This is a genomic window from Leclercia sp., from assembly GCF_036780805.1.
GTDB lineage: Bacteria > Pseudomonadota > Gammaproteobacteria > Enterobacterales > Enterobacteriaceae > Enterobacter.
In genome coordinates, this window is sequence record NZ_DAIQCE010000010.1 from 128,027 (window position 1) to 141,424 (window position 13,398).

Sequence of the window (13,398 nt, forward strand, 5' to 3'; positions counted from 1 at the left end):
AATAAGGCTTACTGAGACCGGGTGATGTACCAGCCCTGCCGCTCACTGCCCCGGATAAGCACATTAAGCCACATGCCGGTGTACCCTTCTTTCGTTGCGGCATCTTCGCAGGCGTTCATCGCCTGCTCAGACAGGGACGGTGAGGTATACCCCTGACGCGCCCGGAATATCTGCCGGCTGATGACACGCCGGTCGGTATCCGGCAACGCCATGCGCAGCGATTCGTTGCGCGTCAGTTCGTAACCTGCCGCAAACAGGGCCTTTTCCATTTCAGCCAGCATTACCTGGTAATACTCCCGGTTGGCGAAGGTGTACATGGCATCGGCATGCTGGCCACTGCCAAATGCCGGAATGACAGGTTTTACCTCCCGGCAACGCCTGTCACGCCGCGCCTCTGCAAGATACTGCAGCGCCAGCCACCCGCCTGTCAGCAACACCACCGCCAGGATACCGGCCAGGCTCTCACTTTCGCGCAGGCACGCCATCACGCCCTGCAGGCCATCAGCGGGAGCCAGGCAGCGGATCACAGCCATAAGCCCATCTCCGCCATTTTTTCCCGGATAAGCCCGACGAGGTATTCAGGGAAACGCTCATCCCGGCTTTCCGGTTCGACCAGCTCCATGTCGTTTTCACTGAGCCACCGGAACCAGGCCTGGGTGGCGAATACCGGGTTCCATGATTCAATCTCCGGATACAGCGCTTTCAGTCGTTCCGCCGTCCCCGGGCGGGTGATTCTGTTTGCGGGTTTGCGCTTGCGGTCATTGCCGGGCACGGCGTTGCGCATTTCGGGGAACAGGTCACCCAACGTTGTCGATGTCATTTTTTTGCTCCTGATACCGGAATTTCTTCCACTTTCAGCACGCGTCCGTCGCGTGAGATACGGGCGGGGATACGTTCAAAGCCAAACTTGCGGGTCAGCACACCGGCCTGATCAAAGAAGATGCGTTCATCCAGTGCATCACTGACGTCTTTGATATTGCCGTTCACCAGGATCACCTTAAAACTCACCTGCCCGGCGATCTGCTTTTTCACCCACGCCAGCTGCTCTTTATCATCGCCATCAATGAAGAACAGCACCTGGTTGTAAGGCACTTTGTCCAGCGGGTTCACCTGGTCACCCTTGCGGGCAATCAGGTTGCCCTGCGTGTCGGTAATGGTTTCCCTGACGGTGAAGGTCGGGTCAAACGAAAACGCACGGTAGTCTGTCGCGGGCGACAGGCCCTCCACTGGTGTCGGGCGAACGGCATGCTTTTTTACCCGCTCCGTTGCCTCTTCCCTGAGCCTGTCCAGTTCCCCTGACTGTTCCATGCCCTGCAGGCGGCTCTGAATAAACAGCAGCATGTCCTGCTCGGCAGGCTCGAAGACGTTGCCCCAGGTTCCCAGGTCTTTCGCCCCGCAGCTGGCTGACAGCGTCAGCAGCGCCAGGACCGTCAGCAAGTGTTGTACTTTCACAGCCCCTCCTTCACCCGCCGGGCGATATCCTGCTGAATCTCTGCGGTGATATCCGTCTGCGCACTCATGACCGCCGGCTTCACCAGAATGATGCCGTTATGGTCAGCCTGCCAGGCATCCAGGCTGTCTGTCAGCGCCGCATTAAAACGCGTCGTCAGCAGCCTGGCCTTGTCCTCATCCATCTGCAGCCGGGCCGACTGCTGCATAAAGAGGTCAACCGTGCCCTTCATGTCGAACACCACCACTTCCGGCGTGGCGCTTTTCATCACCACACAGGCAATCCCGGTCAGGACGAGCTGGGAGACCAGCACATACGCCGCCATTTTTATCCCTCTGGACGACAGTCTGCGGGTCAGTTTCACGCGGGCTGTCTGGTCGTACTGTTTCTGGTCGTCTGTCATGCTGCTTTCACCCACTCTTCCAGTTCACGAAGTTCATCACCGAACTTCTTCTCAGCCAGCAGATACGCGGCTTCCTCTGACGTGGCACCGGCCTTCTGCGCGTTCTGCATATAGGCGAAGTCCTCACCACGCGAACTGAACATGGCGCGCGTAATGGGGTCGACAAACAGACGGTGGAACGAGCTGAACTCGCCGGCACTGATAAGCAGGGAGCTGTAGCCGGTCTGCAGGGCGGGCTGGAAGCCACGGATAACCTCTTTTTCCATGTCCGAGAACTGATCCGGGTTGTCGGAGAGGTACTGCTTGAACGCCCTCGCATCCTGCAACAGCGTGATTTTGGTTGAGCTGTTGTTCCAGGCGGCTTCCGCTTCCTTACTGGCACTGAAGTCCTTGATACCCTGGGTGATGGTGATGAACGAGCCGCGGTGACGGCGCACGGTGCGGTAGCCGGTTTCGATAAAGCGTGCTGCGTGCGGGTTGGAGCCACCGAGCAGTCGCCAGGCTTCGTCGATGATGCAGACTTTCTTCAGATCGCGCGGGCTGTGGTACATCTTTTCCTGAATCGCCAGGATGAGCGAGAACAGGATGGAAGACAGCAGCTTCGGCTTATCCTCAAGGCTCAGCAGCTCCAGCACTGCAAAGCGCGTTTCGCCATCAAGCGTCGGATTGTCAGCGTTGAAGTATTCGCCGTCCGGCCCCCAGGTGCAGTAGGTTTCCAGCAGCATGGCCAGTTCCGCCAGGCGGCTGATGATGGTCGGCTTGTCGGCAAACGCGCCGTTCACGTCCGGATGGGTCAGGTAGTTATGAACGTCATCGATGCGGGCACCCTGCTGCTTTTTCTCCCAGGCGTCCATCACCGCCTTCTGCAGAATGGCCTCACACACTCCGTCCAGCGGCTCAGTAGGGCTGGCCAGCACCGTCAGCAGACGGACAATCCCCTCAGCGGAGTGCTTGATGTCTTTAACGTTGGCAAACGGGTTAAACCGCAGCTTCGCCCCGTCAAGATACACACCGCCGGCCTGCTGACAGTAGTTCTTGTAGCTGTCGCCCATATCGATAACCCAGGCGAAACCGCCGGCATTCAGGACGTCGCGCAGAATGCCCTGCGTCAGGAATGACTTCCCGGCCCCGGAGGTCCCGGTCACCGCAATATTGAAGTTGGTGCTGCCGTTCTCCTCCCCGAACATGTCAAAGAACGCCACCTGGTTGCGGTAGGTGGGCAGCGGCATGCCCACGTGCGACAGCTGGCGCTCAGCCACCACCGGCATCAGGTTCACGGCATTCCACGATTTGCAGCGCAGCGTCGCCCCGGTCATTTTCAGGTCCTCCCACATCCCCTCCTGCATCATGAACGGGAAGCAGGCCAGCCAGTTACGCATCTGCTGGTACTGCACCGTCACCATCTCCAGTTCGTTCTTACGGAACACGTTCACGGCGGCCAGTTCACAGGCCTGCGCGTCCGTATTGTTATCCGGGGTGAACAGCGTGAGGTTGAGATAGGTACGGCAGAAGGCGATCTCATTGCTGGACAGCTGCTCGCGGTTGCGCCGCCACTCATCTGCCGCGCGTTTGGTTCCCGGGAACAGCTGGCCGTAAGCCGAGGCGGCTTTCTTGGACAAATCCATGTCCTTGCGCAGCGCCTCGTTCTGTGTGGCGGTCTGCTCCTCGAGTTCTGTGGTCCAGGTGAGCATAAACGGACACGGGATCCCCAGATCCGGGAAGCGCAGGTTCTGCAGGTTATCGGCCCCCTGCCACAGGGCGAACCGCCGGGGGTTTTTGTTGAGCTGCATGTTGATCACCCGGCAGGTTGACGCCGGCAGGCGTGTCCCTCCGGCATCAATACTTTCAGGCAGTTCAAGGCGAATATGCGACGGGCGTACCCGGACATCGATGGACGGGTCAACAACCTGACGGTTGAGCTTTTCGTCCTCGTTGTACTCACCGCTGGACGTCATGACCTGATCCTGTCGGTAGTTCAGCATCTCGCGCATGGCAGACAGGAACGCGTTCACATCCGTGTTCATGGAGTCGATACGCGCTGCGCTGAGTGAAACGCGGATGGTGTTACGCACCTGCACCAGGTCATCCATGATCTGCTGGGTAAAGCGTTTCGCGGGTTTACCGTACACAATAAAGATGCGGTAGTTTCGCAGATACAGCGGGTATTCCCGCTCGTTGGCCAGTCCCTTCAGCGCCGAGCGCTCCCAGAACGCGCGGGTGATTTTATTGAGGTGATCGGCCATCTCACCCTTCCACATGTCGGTGCTGACGCCACGGGAAATACGCTCCCCGACACACTTGCTGGCCAGCAGAATGACGCTGACCGGCGTTTTGCGCGGCAGCTTCTTGCGCAGCATGTCATCGAGGGCGGCGATCACCTGCTCGTTTGCCCCCGGCAGCGGCGCGGCCTCCAGGATAAACCCGGCGGTACCGGCATTCACGAACAACTCGTTGGCCTCATCGTAATAGCGGTACGGCAGGGCGGCGACCAGGGACGGATAGCCCCATGTCTGCTGAAGGTTGGCCCGGGCCGCCGCCGCCCCGTCCTCCTGCTTCCGGCCTCTGACCAGATCCATCAGGCTGTCGACGACGTTCATTCCCCGCCCTCCCCAATCACGCGATAGCTCTCATCCCAGTGGGATTTGTTGCGGACAAACTCCACCACTGAGGGCTGGTGAAAGTTGTCATCAGTGTCCACCCAGGGGGCGATCCACAGGCGCTGGGTGGCATCCGGAATACGTTCAGCCGTTACGCGGCCTGCCGTGTTAGCCCGGGTCACTGTCGTCAACGGCGTGACATAGCCGGACGTGACACGTGGTGTGCCGGTAAGGCCCGCATCGCCGGACGGCGCGGTCGTCAGCAGACGCGGTGCAGGCCTGGTGGATGGGGTTCCGGTTGCTGCGACAGAAACAGGACGCCACGGATTAACAGCGGGAGCCGTGTTACGCAGTGCCGGCAGGGTTTCACCCGCAGGCTTTTTTGCAGCTTTATCGGCAGTCAGGTCGTCCAGACTTTTACCCTGTGCAGCCAGTTTGTTAGCCTCACCGGTGGTCAGGCACTGGTCGGTCGTCGTCTTGTTGCAGTCGAAATCAGAATTCATACCGGCGCAGCCGGTCAGCGCGCTGCACAGCAGTGCAGCACCCATCAGTGTTTTCATGGGGTAACTCCGGTTTTAATTAAGGGGTGTTCAGGGAGGGATAATGCTCAATACGGATTAACTGTCGATGCGATTCACAACAATGAAAAGTGCCTGCAACAAAGTGCTTGCGGCCACGCCGCCAAAAAATAAGTCCAGCGTCAGAAAGTTCAGGTTCATCTGGATGAAGCCATAAACACTGCCCAGTATCAGCATCACGATCCACGGGATGACTGAACCGAACATAAGGGGCAAGTCATCGTCTTTTTCAAAGGCATAGCCACTAAAGAACACGAGGAACACGTTTATGAGCAGGAATACTCTCCAGTAGACCCAGCCTTTATCACCCAGGCCTTTAAGATTGAGTGTTGCCCACACTGTTAGCTCGATGGTGAATACCAGGGCAGGAATAAGGGTATGGCGATAGTTATACAGGATTTGCTTCAGTGACAATTTTCTGACTGTCGTTGTCATTTCATCTCTCCAGCGCTAAACATACGTAAGTCACTCAACCGACCTTATAGCGCCTGACTGCTGGCGAGTGGCCAACGGCCTGGAGTGCTGCTCCCGGTTCAGATAAATGTCCCCTCTGGCTTGCGAAAGGTTTTCTTTCTGCCATAAGCGGTGGTCGTCACCCTTGCCCTCTAAATTGACTTCCTGCCGTAAGTAGACAAACGCATCCACAATCCGTCCGAGATAGTCATCAACAGAATATGCATAGCCCCGTGCCGGGCTGTCATAGTTCTGCGTTAAGGGCATGTGGGCATCGTGGAGAAAATGTCTGAAATCCTGTTGCGCCTTCCAGGCCGGATAGTTCCCGGCATAAAAATAAATATCGTTAATAAATTTCGTATAAGGACTCAGAAGCTGTTTCAGTTTCTTGTTTTCTGCATATACCCCTCTCAGTTCGTCTTCTGTTATGCCCCCCAGGGCTTTAATCAGCAATCGTCTGACCCGGTTCAACATAACTCCCCCCTTACCTGTCCAACCTCAATGGCTGGCCCTGTGCTGGTTTCAGCATCGAGCCATGCCCGCAGATCATCCTGTTGCAGCTTTCCGGCTACCAGCATGGCCATGCATAAACGGTGATACGCTCCGGGATCCTGCGGCCGGTAGACCTTAAGCTTTTTGCCGATGACCGCTGGCCAGTCGGTGGATGAAAGGGAGGCCATCGCGAACGCCGCCAGGCCGACCAGCACCGTATTGAGTCCGAAAATACACAACGTCTTCTGGTTAGCCGATAACTCAGCCAGGAAGACAAGCAAGGCACCGGCCAGAATCATCCCCCCGCTAAAGTACAGGCTGCATATCCCGCTCTTTTCACTCCCGGACCAGGTGCGCCAGTCATTCTGAATCGCCTGCAGCAGCGCCCTGTTTTCAGGGCTGTCTGTCACACTCATCTGAGCCTCCTCAATTGATGGTGTCACCGAGGCGCAGCTGGCTCGCCTGACGCAGTACGTCATCCGGGTTGATGTTGCCGACGGAAGTGGTGCTGGTTGTCGTCTGGCTGACGGGTTCCGGGGCAACAGCGTTCTGCGCGGCGGTACCGGCTTTCTGCAGTTCCTCTTTCGCCTTCTCTTCCTCAGCATCTTCCAGCGTTTCAAGACGGAAACCTTCCTGGAACACCACCGTGACACGGTTACCCGCACCAATATCAATCACAGGATGGTATTGCTCGGCGCGTTTGATCCAGTACTGGCTCAGGGTGTCAGCAGCCTTGCTTGCCCCGCCGCCGAACCCCTGCTTGAACACATCACCGGCGCTGACATCTGCCGTGGCACCGAGTCCGACAGATGGTGTGGCGGCAGACTTGATACCTTCACCGAAGCCGGACAGAAGACCGGCAGCACCGGCGTAGCCGACAATCATGCCGTTACGCATGACCGGTTTTCCACGAATGCCTCCTTTTCCCTGATAGCTGACGTGACCATTGAACGCCATATCGACGTGCTTGCCATTTTTCAGCACGCAGCTGATGGTTTTCGTGCGAACCTCACCGCGTTCACTGGAAATATCCCCCCAGATTTCACCCACCACAAAGCAGCCCTCTGCGCTGTACTCTTTGTCGTTTGGCATCTGGATGCTCCCCAGCAGGCGGAACGTCACGGGACGGGTATTCTGCTTGCCGGTCACGCTGGCGTTGGCGTCGGCACCTTCAATCATGATGGCGTCAGAAAAGGAGCCGGACGGGATCCAGGGTAACTTCGTGGGTTTCTTTTTAAGCTTATCGTAGCTGAAGGTGGCGGTTGTCAGCCCGCCGCTCATATGCTGCCCGCTCCCCCCCGGATAGAATCCTGCGCCTTGCCCTCTGTTCAGCGTACCAGTGGCGGCCGGTGCGCTTGTGGGGGTGACGGTGTAGGCATCGGGTCGGGGCTGGCCTGCAGCAACCGGCCCCGGCAGTGGAATGCCATCCGGACCGGCAGGTGGTGTCTGCTGGCCGGATGATGTGGTGCCCGGGGGGGTTCTCTGCAGCTGCTCAGTCAAGCGCTGGATTTCCGCATCCTTGTCGGCCAGCTTCTGCTCCGTGGTGAGTTTGTTCTGGGTGACCTGCTGTGCAAGCGTGCCCAGCTGTGCCTCGAGCGCGGAGGTTTTTGCCTGCTGCTGCGCCAGCGCGGACTGGGCAACCTGCTCGTTAAACGCGGCGGTAACGACGCCCGCCATATTGGGGGCGGCGGCAGGAGCAACCTGCTTTTGTTGTTCCTGGTGATGTCCGTACCAGACCACGCCCCCGGCCGTGGCGGCGCCGGTGAGAACAACGCCCGCCAGAATGGCGAGCTGGGTACGGCGGGTTTTCAGGTTTTCATTCAGACTCATGAGTGTGGCGCTCCGTCATCCGAGAAGACAATCCAGGCATACCCCTCGCCACCTGCGTAAAGCTGATTTTGCGAAAGCATTACTGCCCTGACGCCCCTGAGCCAGAAATCCCGTTCACGCAAACTCTGCGTCACGTTTCCGGGGTTGGTCATGCGAAAGCGCACTACCCGAAGATGATGCCCCACAAACTGACGTTCCGGCGTGAGACGAACTCCGGTCGGGGGCGAGTAGGTTTTCATACGACTGACCGGGTATTCCGTGTAGTCGTCCGGAACCTGGCCATTAACAACGGTACGCGCCAGGGTGACCAGCGTTTTTTCGTAGGTCTGTCCTTCCTCCCAGGTTCTGGCGTCGTCGTTCTTACGCACGGGAGGAGAGAGAGGCGTAAACCGCAGCGTTTTACCGCTCCCTGGCTGGGGCCTGACATTCAGGCTGAGTGATGAACCGTGATCGGTCTGGATGAACAGTGTGAAGTTCTGCCCGACAAGCGGGGACAGAATAAGGGCACCCTCTTCGGTGGTGCTCTGGTCATAGGCACCGGAGGGTCCGCTGATGCTGGTAATCAGTTCCCCGTCGACAACAACTTTATTGGGACTGTTATTGCTGAGACTGACATTAAAGGCGGCGTCATTCTCAAACGGGATGGCAGCAGGGGCGGAAGCGGCCCGGAGGCCGCTGGTAAATAAACCTGTTGCCAGTAACACAGCAGCAGCTGCCGGTGAAATGCGGTGATTCATGGGCAGTCCTGTCAGTTAGTGGTGGTGACCGGTTGCAGCTCCGAGAAGTCCAGAAGGTTAACCTGGCCGTTCTCGTAACGTATTTTGAGTCGGTAGCGCTTTTCCTGGTCGGCCAGTGGTGTGGTAATGGCTCCGTTGGTGGTGGAAGATTTCAGCGTGCCGTTGAACTCGACCACACCAGGTTCTGCCATTACGCGAACTTCACGGGTATCAAACCGGGTGGTGATGCCTCCTTTTTTGATGCGTTCCGCTTCAACATCCAGTGCCTTTTTTAGGAGGTCACGTTCAGTTGAAGGGACAAACCCGAGCAGCATCTTCTGGTTGTTGTCGATGTTTTCCGGACTCACGTTCAGCCGCCAGTAAATAAAGGAGGTGGCAAACATGGTCATGCCGGAAGCATCGGCACCAGAAGAATCGGAAGCGAAAGGCTGGTTATAGGACATCGGGGTGGTGATAGTTTTCTGGGTGGTGGCGAAATACCATGCCAGCGACCCCGTCAGTACATTTCCCGCCCCCAGAAGAAAGACTAAGGAGGAAAGCCCAATAAACGCATAACTAAGCTGTTTATCACGCTCACCTTTAACCTGTAACTTCATGGCGATTAAGCTCTCCAGTGTCGGAAACTGGAATCAGGTATCTGGCGAAAGGCGACTTTGAATAACAGAGTTGGAAGATACCAGTAGCAAAAATTCAGCAACCAGTATGACCCCTGCCCTTTTTTCAGATACCTGACCAAGGCCCACAGCAGGCCCGCAATTACGGTAAGCTCAGTTGACATATCATTGAGTACACCGAGCAAAATCAGGGGTGCCACAATAATAAGTTCATCGAGAGGTAAACCTAAATAACGGTCCTGCTGATTGAGCGTTTCCGGGAAGTAGTATTTATCTTCTTCCCCACTCATCTTTTAGCTCGCGATACCGAAAGCAACACGGGTAAAGATAATCGCCATAACGATACCGACGAATACCAGAGGAGAGCGGGCCTTAATATAAATGAAAAGCCCCATGATGATTTCGGCAATATAGAACCATTTCACCAGAGAGGAGCCTGAACCAAAGGTGCTGTTCACGGTGGTTTGCTGAGATGAAAGTAAATCTGTACCTGCCGCCAGTACCGGATGCGCGACCATAAGTGAAATTAAAACCAGGCCCCCGTTTTTGACGAATTTCTTTAACTGGCGGTTTTCACGCGCCTTACTGAATAAAGACGCTACCGCCCGTCCCTTCACGATGTTAAGGGCATTACCTTTAATGGACATGCTTGTTTTCTCCGAAGTAAACAAAAGTGATGTGCGCAAGTCGTTGTTTACGCACGCGATATTGTCCCATGACCTCAAAAAAAAAAAACTGTGACACATGTCACACTTTTAGATATCTTTCGGATTTATCTGAATATAGAAGTGCGTAGGCTTGATTGTCTGGCAGGTGGCTGGATTGCAATGGGGATCTACAGCTATGAAAGTTAAAGAAAAAATGTGGGAAGGCCGTGGCCGTCCGCGCAAGTTCCAGCCGGGTGAAGCGGTGGAATGGCGGCTGCGTATACCGGATAATTTGCTAATGGAGTTACGGATATGTGCCAGGGCAGGGAAAAGAAGTGTTAACGATGAAATTATTGCCCGCCTTTTATTATCCCTTAATTACCAGCCTGATGTACCTTTGATAAAAACTGCAGATGCAGAAAAGCTGATTTCTCTGGCTGTGAAATTTGAGTTATGGCTGAATGGATTGCTGGATGCAGGGAGTGAAGGTACGGAGGCAGAAAATAGTAACCGGCCCCATGATGAACTACTCTGGATGTGGCGGGAGGGCACAAGAACTTTACTTCCCGGGAAAACCACAGGTTATAGTATGCGTATTCCTGAAAATCTTGCAGAGGAAGTCAGGACAATGGCCAGGGTGCATGGCCGCAGTCTGAATGACGAAATGCTGACACGACTAATGACTACGCTGGGTTATTTTACCGCCCGCGTTCTTGACCAGAACGAGGATGCGCAGGCGCTGAAAGTGCTGTGTATGGAGTTTGAAGTCTTCTTAAAAGAAAAAATATCTGATGCGGAGAAGAGCGGGCTGCCCTGGGATAAAAACAGCCCTCAGTGATCGATGGCGGCCGGATTGATTTGGCCGCCAGTAAATTTTTACTTAGAGACAAAATGCTGATTACCTGCATTATCCTCGGCATCGTTAATTGCGCTGATGCTTTGATTAACCAGCTCATCCAGCGACCCTCTGTATTGTTCACCTTTCACCGAAACAAAAATTTCAGATACAAGAGCAGTTAAAATCATAATTCCTTCCCGGGAACCGGACACTTTTTGTATCAGGTCACGACGAAACCCTTCAAGGTCAAAGACTGATGCTTCATCTTTAGATTTGTAGACCATCAACCCCAGACGAACGAGTTCATTAACCATAGAAGAAAAGTTCATGTCTGAGGATGTTGCGCCCTTCTGAATCTCAATATCAAGAATATCCTGAATTTCGCGGTCTATCTTATCTTTAAAGTAGATGTTCTTACGAGGCATCTTATTTTCCTGTAGTTTTCACACAGTGCCTGATGCAGCACTGCAAGGTTGTAATTTGTCTGTGAGTGGCTATGCCTTATCGGCCCATTAAATAAGACAGAGCGAAAATGATGTGTGCTAATCCGGCACTATCATGTGTGCTAATCCGGCACCATTGGGTGTGGGGATACGGCACTGTTATGTGTGGGGTTCCGGCACTGTTTCATTTTAAGTTACTCTAATTATTAACTACACACAATCCCCACACTTTACAGTGCCGTTACAGGCACTGCTGTGTGTGTTAATCCGGCACTGCAATGTGTGGGGTATGACACACCTTTTATGCCTATACACTTAAATCCCGCATTACAGGTTATATTATCCTACTGAATTTAAAGATAAAATCTGCAAGACAACGTCTTGCGTGGGGTGTGATGTTTTAAATGGTTAGTAAAGAGCGGCTCTGATATACCTGCTCCGGTCTGGTTTTGTTTATTGTGGGCGGTTGGTAAACATGTCACTAAAAGCGCTTCCGCGCGTTTGTAGGGAATTAACTTGATTCCGGTGATCTGCCGGGGTATTTTTTAGAACACCTTCCACAGCGCCTTATATTTCGCTAATAGGCATAAACATGAAAATATTGTTGTTCCCTTCAGTCCTGCTGATGATGTCATTGTCTGCGGGTGCGGCTCCTCAGATGTGCTTTGACCAGGCAGGGAAGGATTACCAGATTGACCCGCTGTTGCTGATGTCAATTTCTATTAAAGAAAGCAGACTGAAACCAAAGGCGATCAACGGATCGAATCGCAACGGCACAGAAGATGTCTGCGGTATGCAGGTGAACAGCTCCCATTACGGGAAGCTTAAAGATTTTAATATTAACCGGGAAAGGCTTTTAAATGATCCGTGTATTTGTGTTTACACGGGCGCATGGGTTCTGGCGCATAACTTCCAGTCTTACGGTAAAAACTGGGACAGCGTGGGAATGTATAACACCGGTCCGAACAAAAGGATGATTGATCGCCGTCGTGCGTATGCCCGTGATATCAAAAATATATATCGGGTGTTACTGGCCAGAAAGGATATTCTTGCACAGCGTGCCGGGAGTTCTGGAGAGGTGGTCAGCGGTGCCGGGGTACAGACGGATTCGCTTTCGAAATTGACACAATAAAAAGCCGCTCATCAGAGCGGCATATTTTCAGGCCTTCAGCTTTGCAAATTCTTCCGCCATTTTCCACAGCGCCTGATTCAGTTTAATATCACCATCAATGCCGGTGACTTCACGCGTTCTGGTGCGCGATCCTTTCGCCGTCTTACCGGAAATCCCGCCCTTGATCACGTTTTCCTGAATACGGTTAAACGTGGTCCATAAATCGGGGCTTTTGTCTTCCCAGCGACGGGACTGTAATAACTGGTCAGGAGTGACAGGGGAATGACCGCCATCATATTTGTATTCCAGCGCAGCGGCGCTTAAAAGACGCTGTTCCGGCTCCGACAGCTGGATGCCTTTCATCAGGTCAATATTTCCAGAGACCGTATCGAAGGTTTCCAGAACGGTATAAGCACCCTCAATAACCTGCCCCACAATATCCCCTTTGTGAGGGACTTTAATCTCGCCAAAATTTTTCCAGGCGACCAGACCATTTGTGCAAATCTGACGGAACATGCCGGGGATCATTTTGTAACTGCTGGAGCCATCATGGCTGTTCAGCAGAATAATTTCCGGGACTTCTTTACCCGCGATTTGATCATGGCGACGCAGGCGTAATAAGTGTTTGGTGAACTCACGTTTTTCAACATCGCGGGTTCGTGACTGCGTGGCATAATAAGGCTGGAAACCTTCTTCACGCAGGCGATCCAGAATTTCAATGGTCGGGATATAGGTATAGCGATCTGAGCGTGATTCATGTTTCTCGGCAGAAAATGCGCTCGGCACAATACGCTGTAATTCGTCATTGGTCAGCGGGCGGTTCTGGCGAATTGAAGTAGGTGCGCGGTAACGGTTTGCAAAGCTGATCATAATATTCCCCTTTAATTAGATTTGACTGAAGTTAAAACACGGAAGAAATTTTCTTGCGGCAGCGTAATAGCGACCGGCCAGCTGTCCACAATCCAGATCGAAACACGTTCATCGCTGTATTTATTCAGCATGATCATTTCAAGGCCGCATGCTGGCGGTGTGAAAACGGCTGGCTGCGGTTCGCCTTCGGTTGCTGCCAGTACCCAGCAAAACAGCTCGGTAAACTGGGCAACGGAAAGGGTTGAATCACATCTTCCGGAAGATTCTTGAGCGGCGGTTTTGACGTTGACGTTTCGTGTGTGCATCCTGGTTTTCTCCTGTGGTGATGGTTGTCC

19 protein-coding genes are annotated in these 13,398 nt (G+C 54.1%); 2 read left to right on the plus strand and 17 right to left on the minus strand.

Annotation, left to right across the window (positions count from 1 at the left end):
* Positions 1-8: 8 nt before the first annotated feature.
* The 14 genes from V7Q49_RS19060 to V7Q49_RS19125 are packed head-to-tail and all read right to left on the minus strand — an operon-like array spanning position 9 to position 9,801.
* The gene (locus V7Q49_RS19060; protein ID WP_333854388.1) at positions 9-533 is read right to left on the minus strand and encodes a hypothetical protein; all 525 of its coding nucleotides are present in this window, start codon (positions 531-533) and stop codon (positions 9-11) included.
* The gene (locus V7Q49_RS19065) at positions 524-820 is read right to left on the minus strand and encodes a hypothetical protein (RefSeq protein WP_333854389.1); all 297 of its coding nucleotides are present in this window, start codon (positions 818-820) and stop codon (positions 524-526) included. The genes V7Q49_RS19060 and V7Q49_RS19065 overlap by 10 nt, the downstream gene beginning before the upstream one ends.
* Positions 817-1,452, minus strand: a complete 636-nt coding sequence (gene traW, locus V7Q49_RS19070) for a type-F conjugative transfer system protein TraW (RefSeq protein WP_333854391.1) — start codon at positions 1,450-1,452, stop codon at positions 817-819. Before traW ends, V7Q49_RS19065 begins: the two co-directional genes overlap by 4 nt.
* Positions 1,449-1,853, minus strand: coding sequence for a type-F conjugative transfer system protein TrbI (gene trbI, locus V7Q49_RS19075; RefSeq protein ID WP_333854393.1), 405 nt, complete (start codon positions 1,851-1,853; stop codon positions 1,449-1,451). The genes traW and trbI overlap by 4 nt, the downstream gene beginning before the upstream one ends.
* A complete protein-coding gene (traC, locus tag V7Q49_RS19080; protein ID WP_333854395.1) occupies positions 1,850-4,450 on the minus strand; it encodes a type IV secretion system protein TraC in 2,601 nt (866 codons plus the stop codon). The genes trbI and traC overlap by 4 nt, the downstream gene beginning before the upstream one ends.
* Complete coding sequence (gene traV / locus V7Q49_RS19085; protein WP_333854397.1) at positions 4,447-5,010, minus strand: type IV conjugative transfer system lipoprotein TraV; 564 nt, start codon at positions 5,008-5,010, stop codon at positions 4,447-4,449. The genes traC and traV overlap by 4 nt, the downstream gene beginning before the upstream one ends.
* Before the next feature lie 57 nt (positions 5,011-5,067).
* Complete coding sequence (locus V7Q49_RS19090; RefSeq protein WP_333854398.1) at positions 5,068-5,463, minus strand: hypothetical protein; 396 nt, start codon at positions 5,461-5,463, stop codon at positions 5,068-5,070.
* A 30-nt stretch (positions 5,464-5,493) separates the two neighbouring features.
* Positions 5,494-5,955, minus strand: a complete 462-nt coding sequence (locus tag V7Q49_RS19095) for a hypothetical protein (RefSeq protein WP_333854400.1) — start codon at positions 5,953-5,955, stop codon at positions 5,494-5,496.
* Positions 5,949-6,389, minus strand: a complete 441-nt coding sequence (locus tag V7Q49_RS19100; protein ID WP_333854402.1) for a hypothetical protein — start codon at positions 6,387-6,389, stop codon at positions 5,949-5,951. The genes V7Q49_RS19095 and V7Q49_RS19100 overlap by 7 nt, the downstream gene beginning before the upstream one ends.
* Positions 6,390-6,399: 10 nt before the next feature.
* Positions 6,400-7,803, minus strand: coding sequence for an F-type conjugal transfer pilus assembly protein TraB (gene traB, locus V7Q49_RS19105; protein ID WP_333854404.1), 1,404 nt, complete (start codon positions 7,801-7,803; stop codon positions 6,400-6,402).
* Positions 7,800-8,540, minus strand: a complete 741-nt coding sequence (gene traK, locus V7Q49_RS19110; RefSeq protein ID WP_333854406.1) for a type-F conjugative transfer system secretin TraK — start codon at positions 8,538-8,540, stop codon at positions 7,800-7,802. Before traK ends, traB begins: the two co-directional genes overlap by 4 nt.
* An 11-nt stretch (positions 8,541-8,551) precedes the next feature.
* Positions 8,552-9,136, minus strand: a complete 585-nt coding sequence (locus V7Q49_RS19115; protein WP_333854408.1) for a TraE/TraK family type IV conjugative transfer system protein — start codon at positions 9,134-9,136, stop codon at positions 8,552-8,554.
* Positions 9,137-9,141: 5 nt separating this feature from the next.
* Positions 9,142-9,444, minus strand: a complete 303-nt coding sequence (gene traL, locus V7Q49_RS19120) for a type IV conjugative transfer system protein TraL (protein WP_172693773.1) — start codon at positions 9,442-9,444, stop codon at positions 9,142-9,144.
* 3 nt (positions 9,445-9,447) lie between these two features.
* Positions 9,448-9,801, minus strand: coding sequence for a type IV conjugative transfer system pilin TraA (locus V7Q49_RS19125; protein WP_172693772.1), 354 nt, complete (start codon positions 9,799-9,801; stop codon positions 9,448-9,450).
* A gap of 196 nt (positions 9,802-9,997) precedes the next feature.
* On the opposite strand from V7Q49_RS19125, the gene V7Q49_RS19130 reads away from it, so the two are divergent.
* Positions 9,998-10,639 carry an Arc family DNA-binding protein gene (locus V7Q49_RS19130; protein WP_333854411.1) on the plus strand — a complete coding sequence of 214 codons (642 nt, stop codon included), beginning with the start codon at positions 9,998-10,000 and terminating at the stop codon, positions 10,637-10,639.
* 38 nt (positions 10,640-10,677) lie between these two features.
* On the opposite strand, the gene V7Q49_RS19135 is transcribed toward V7Q49_RS19130, so the two are convergent.
* On the minus strand, positions 10,678-11,064 hold the full coding sequence (locus V7Q49_RS19135) for a relaxosome protein TraM (RefSeq protein ID WP_172693770.1): 387 nt from the start codon (positions 11,062-11,064) through the stop codon (positions 10,678-10,680).
* A 610-nt stretch (positions 11,065-11,674) separates the two neighbouring features.
* Here V7Q49_RS19135 and V7Q49_RS19140 point away from each other — a divergent pair.
* Positions 11,675-12,214 carry a lytic transglycosylase domain-containing protein gene (locus tag V7Q49_RS19140; protein WP_333854413.1) on the plus strand — a complete coding sequence of 180 codons (540 nt, stop codon included), beginning with the start codon at positions 11,675-11,677 and terminating at the stop codon, positions 12,212-12,214.
* A 27-nt stretch (positions 12,215-12,241) separates the two neighbouring features.
* Here V7Q49_RS19140 and V7Q49_RS19145 read toward each other — a convergent pair whose 3' ends face one another.
* Both V7Q49_RS19145 and V7Q49_RS19150 read right to left on the minus strand, forming a co-directional pair.
* Positions 12,242-13,063: a DUF932 domain-containing protein gene (locus V7Q49_RS19145; RefSeq protein WP_394854202.1), complete on the minus strand. Its 822-nt coding sequence runs from the start codon at positions 13,061-13,063 to the stop codon at positions 12,242-12,244.
* Positions 13,064-13,074: 11 nt separating this feature from the next.
* The coding region (locus tag V7Q49_RS19150; RefSeq protein WP_333854416.1) for a hypothetical protein at positions 13,075-13,398 on the minus strand (324 nt) is incomplete at its 5' end.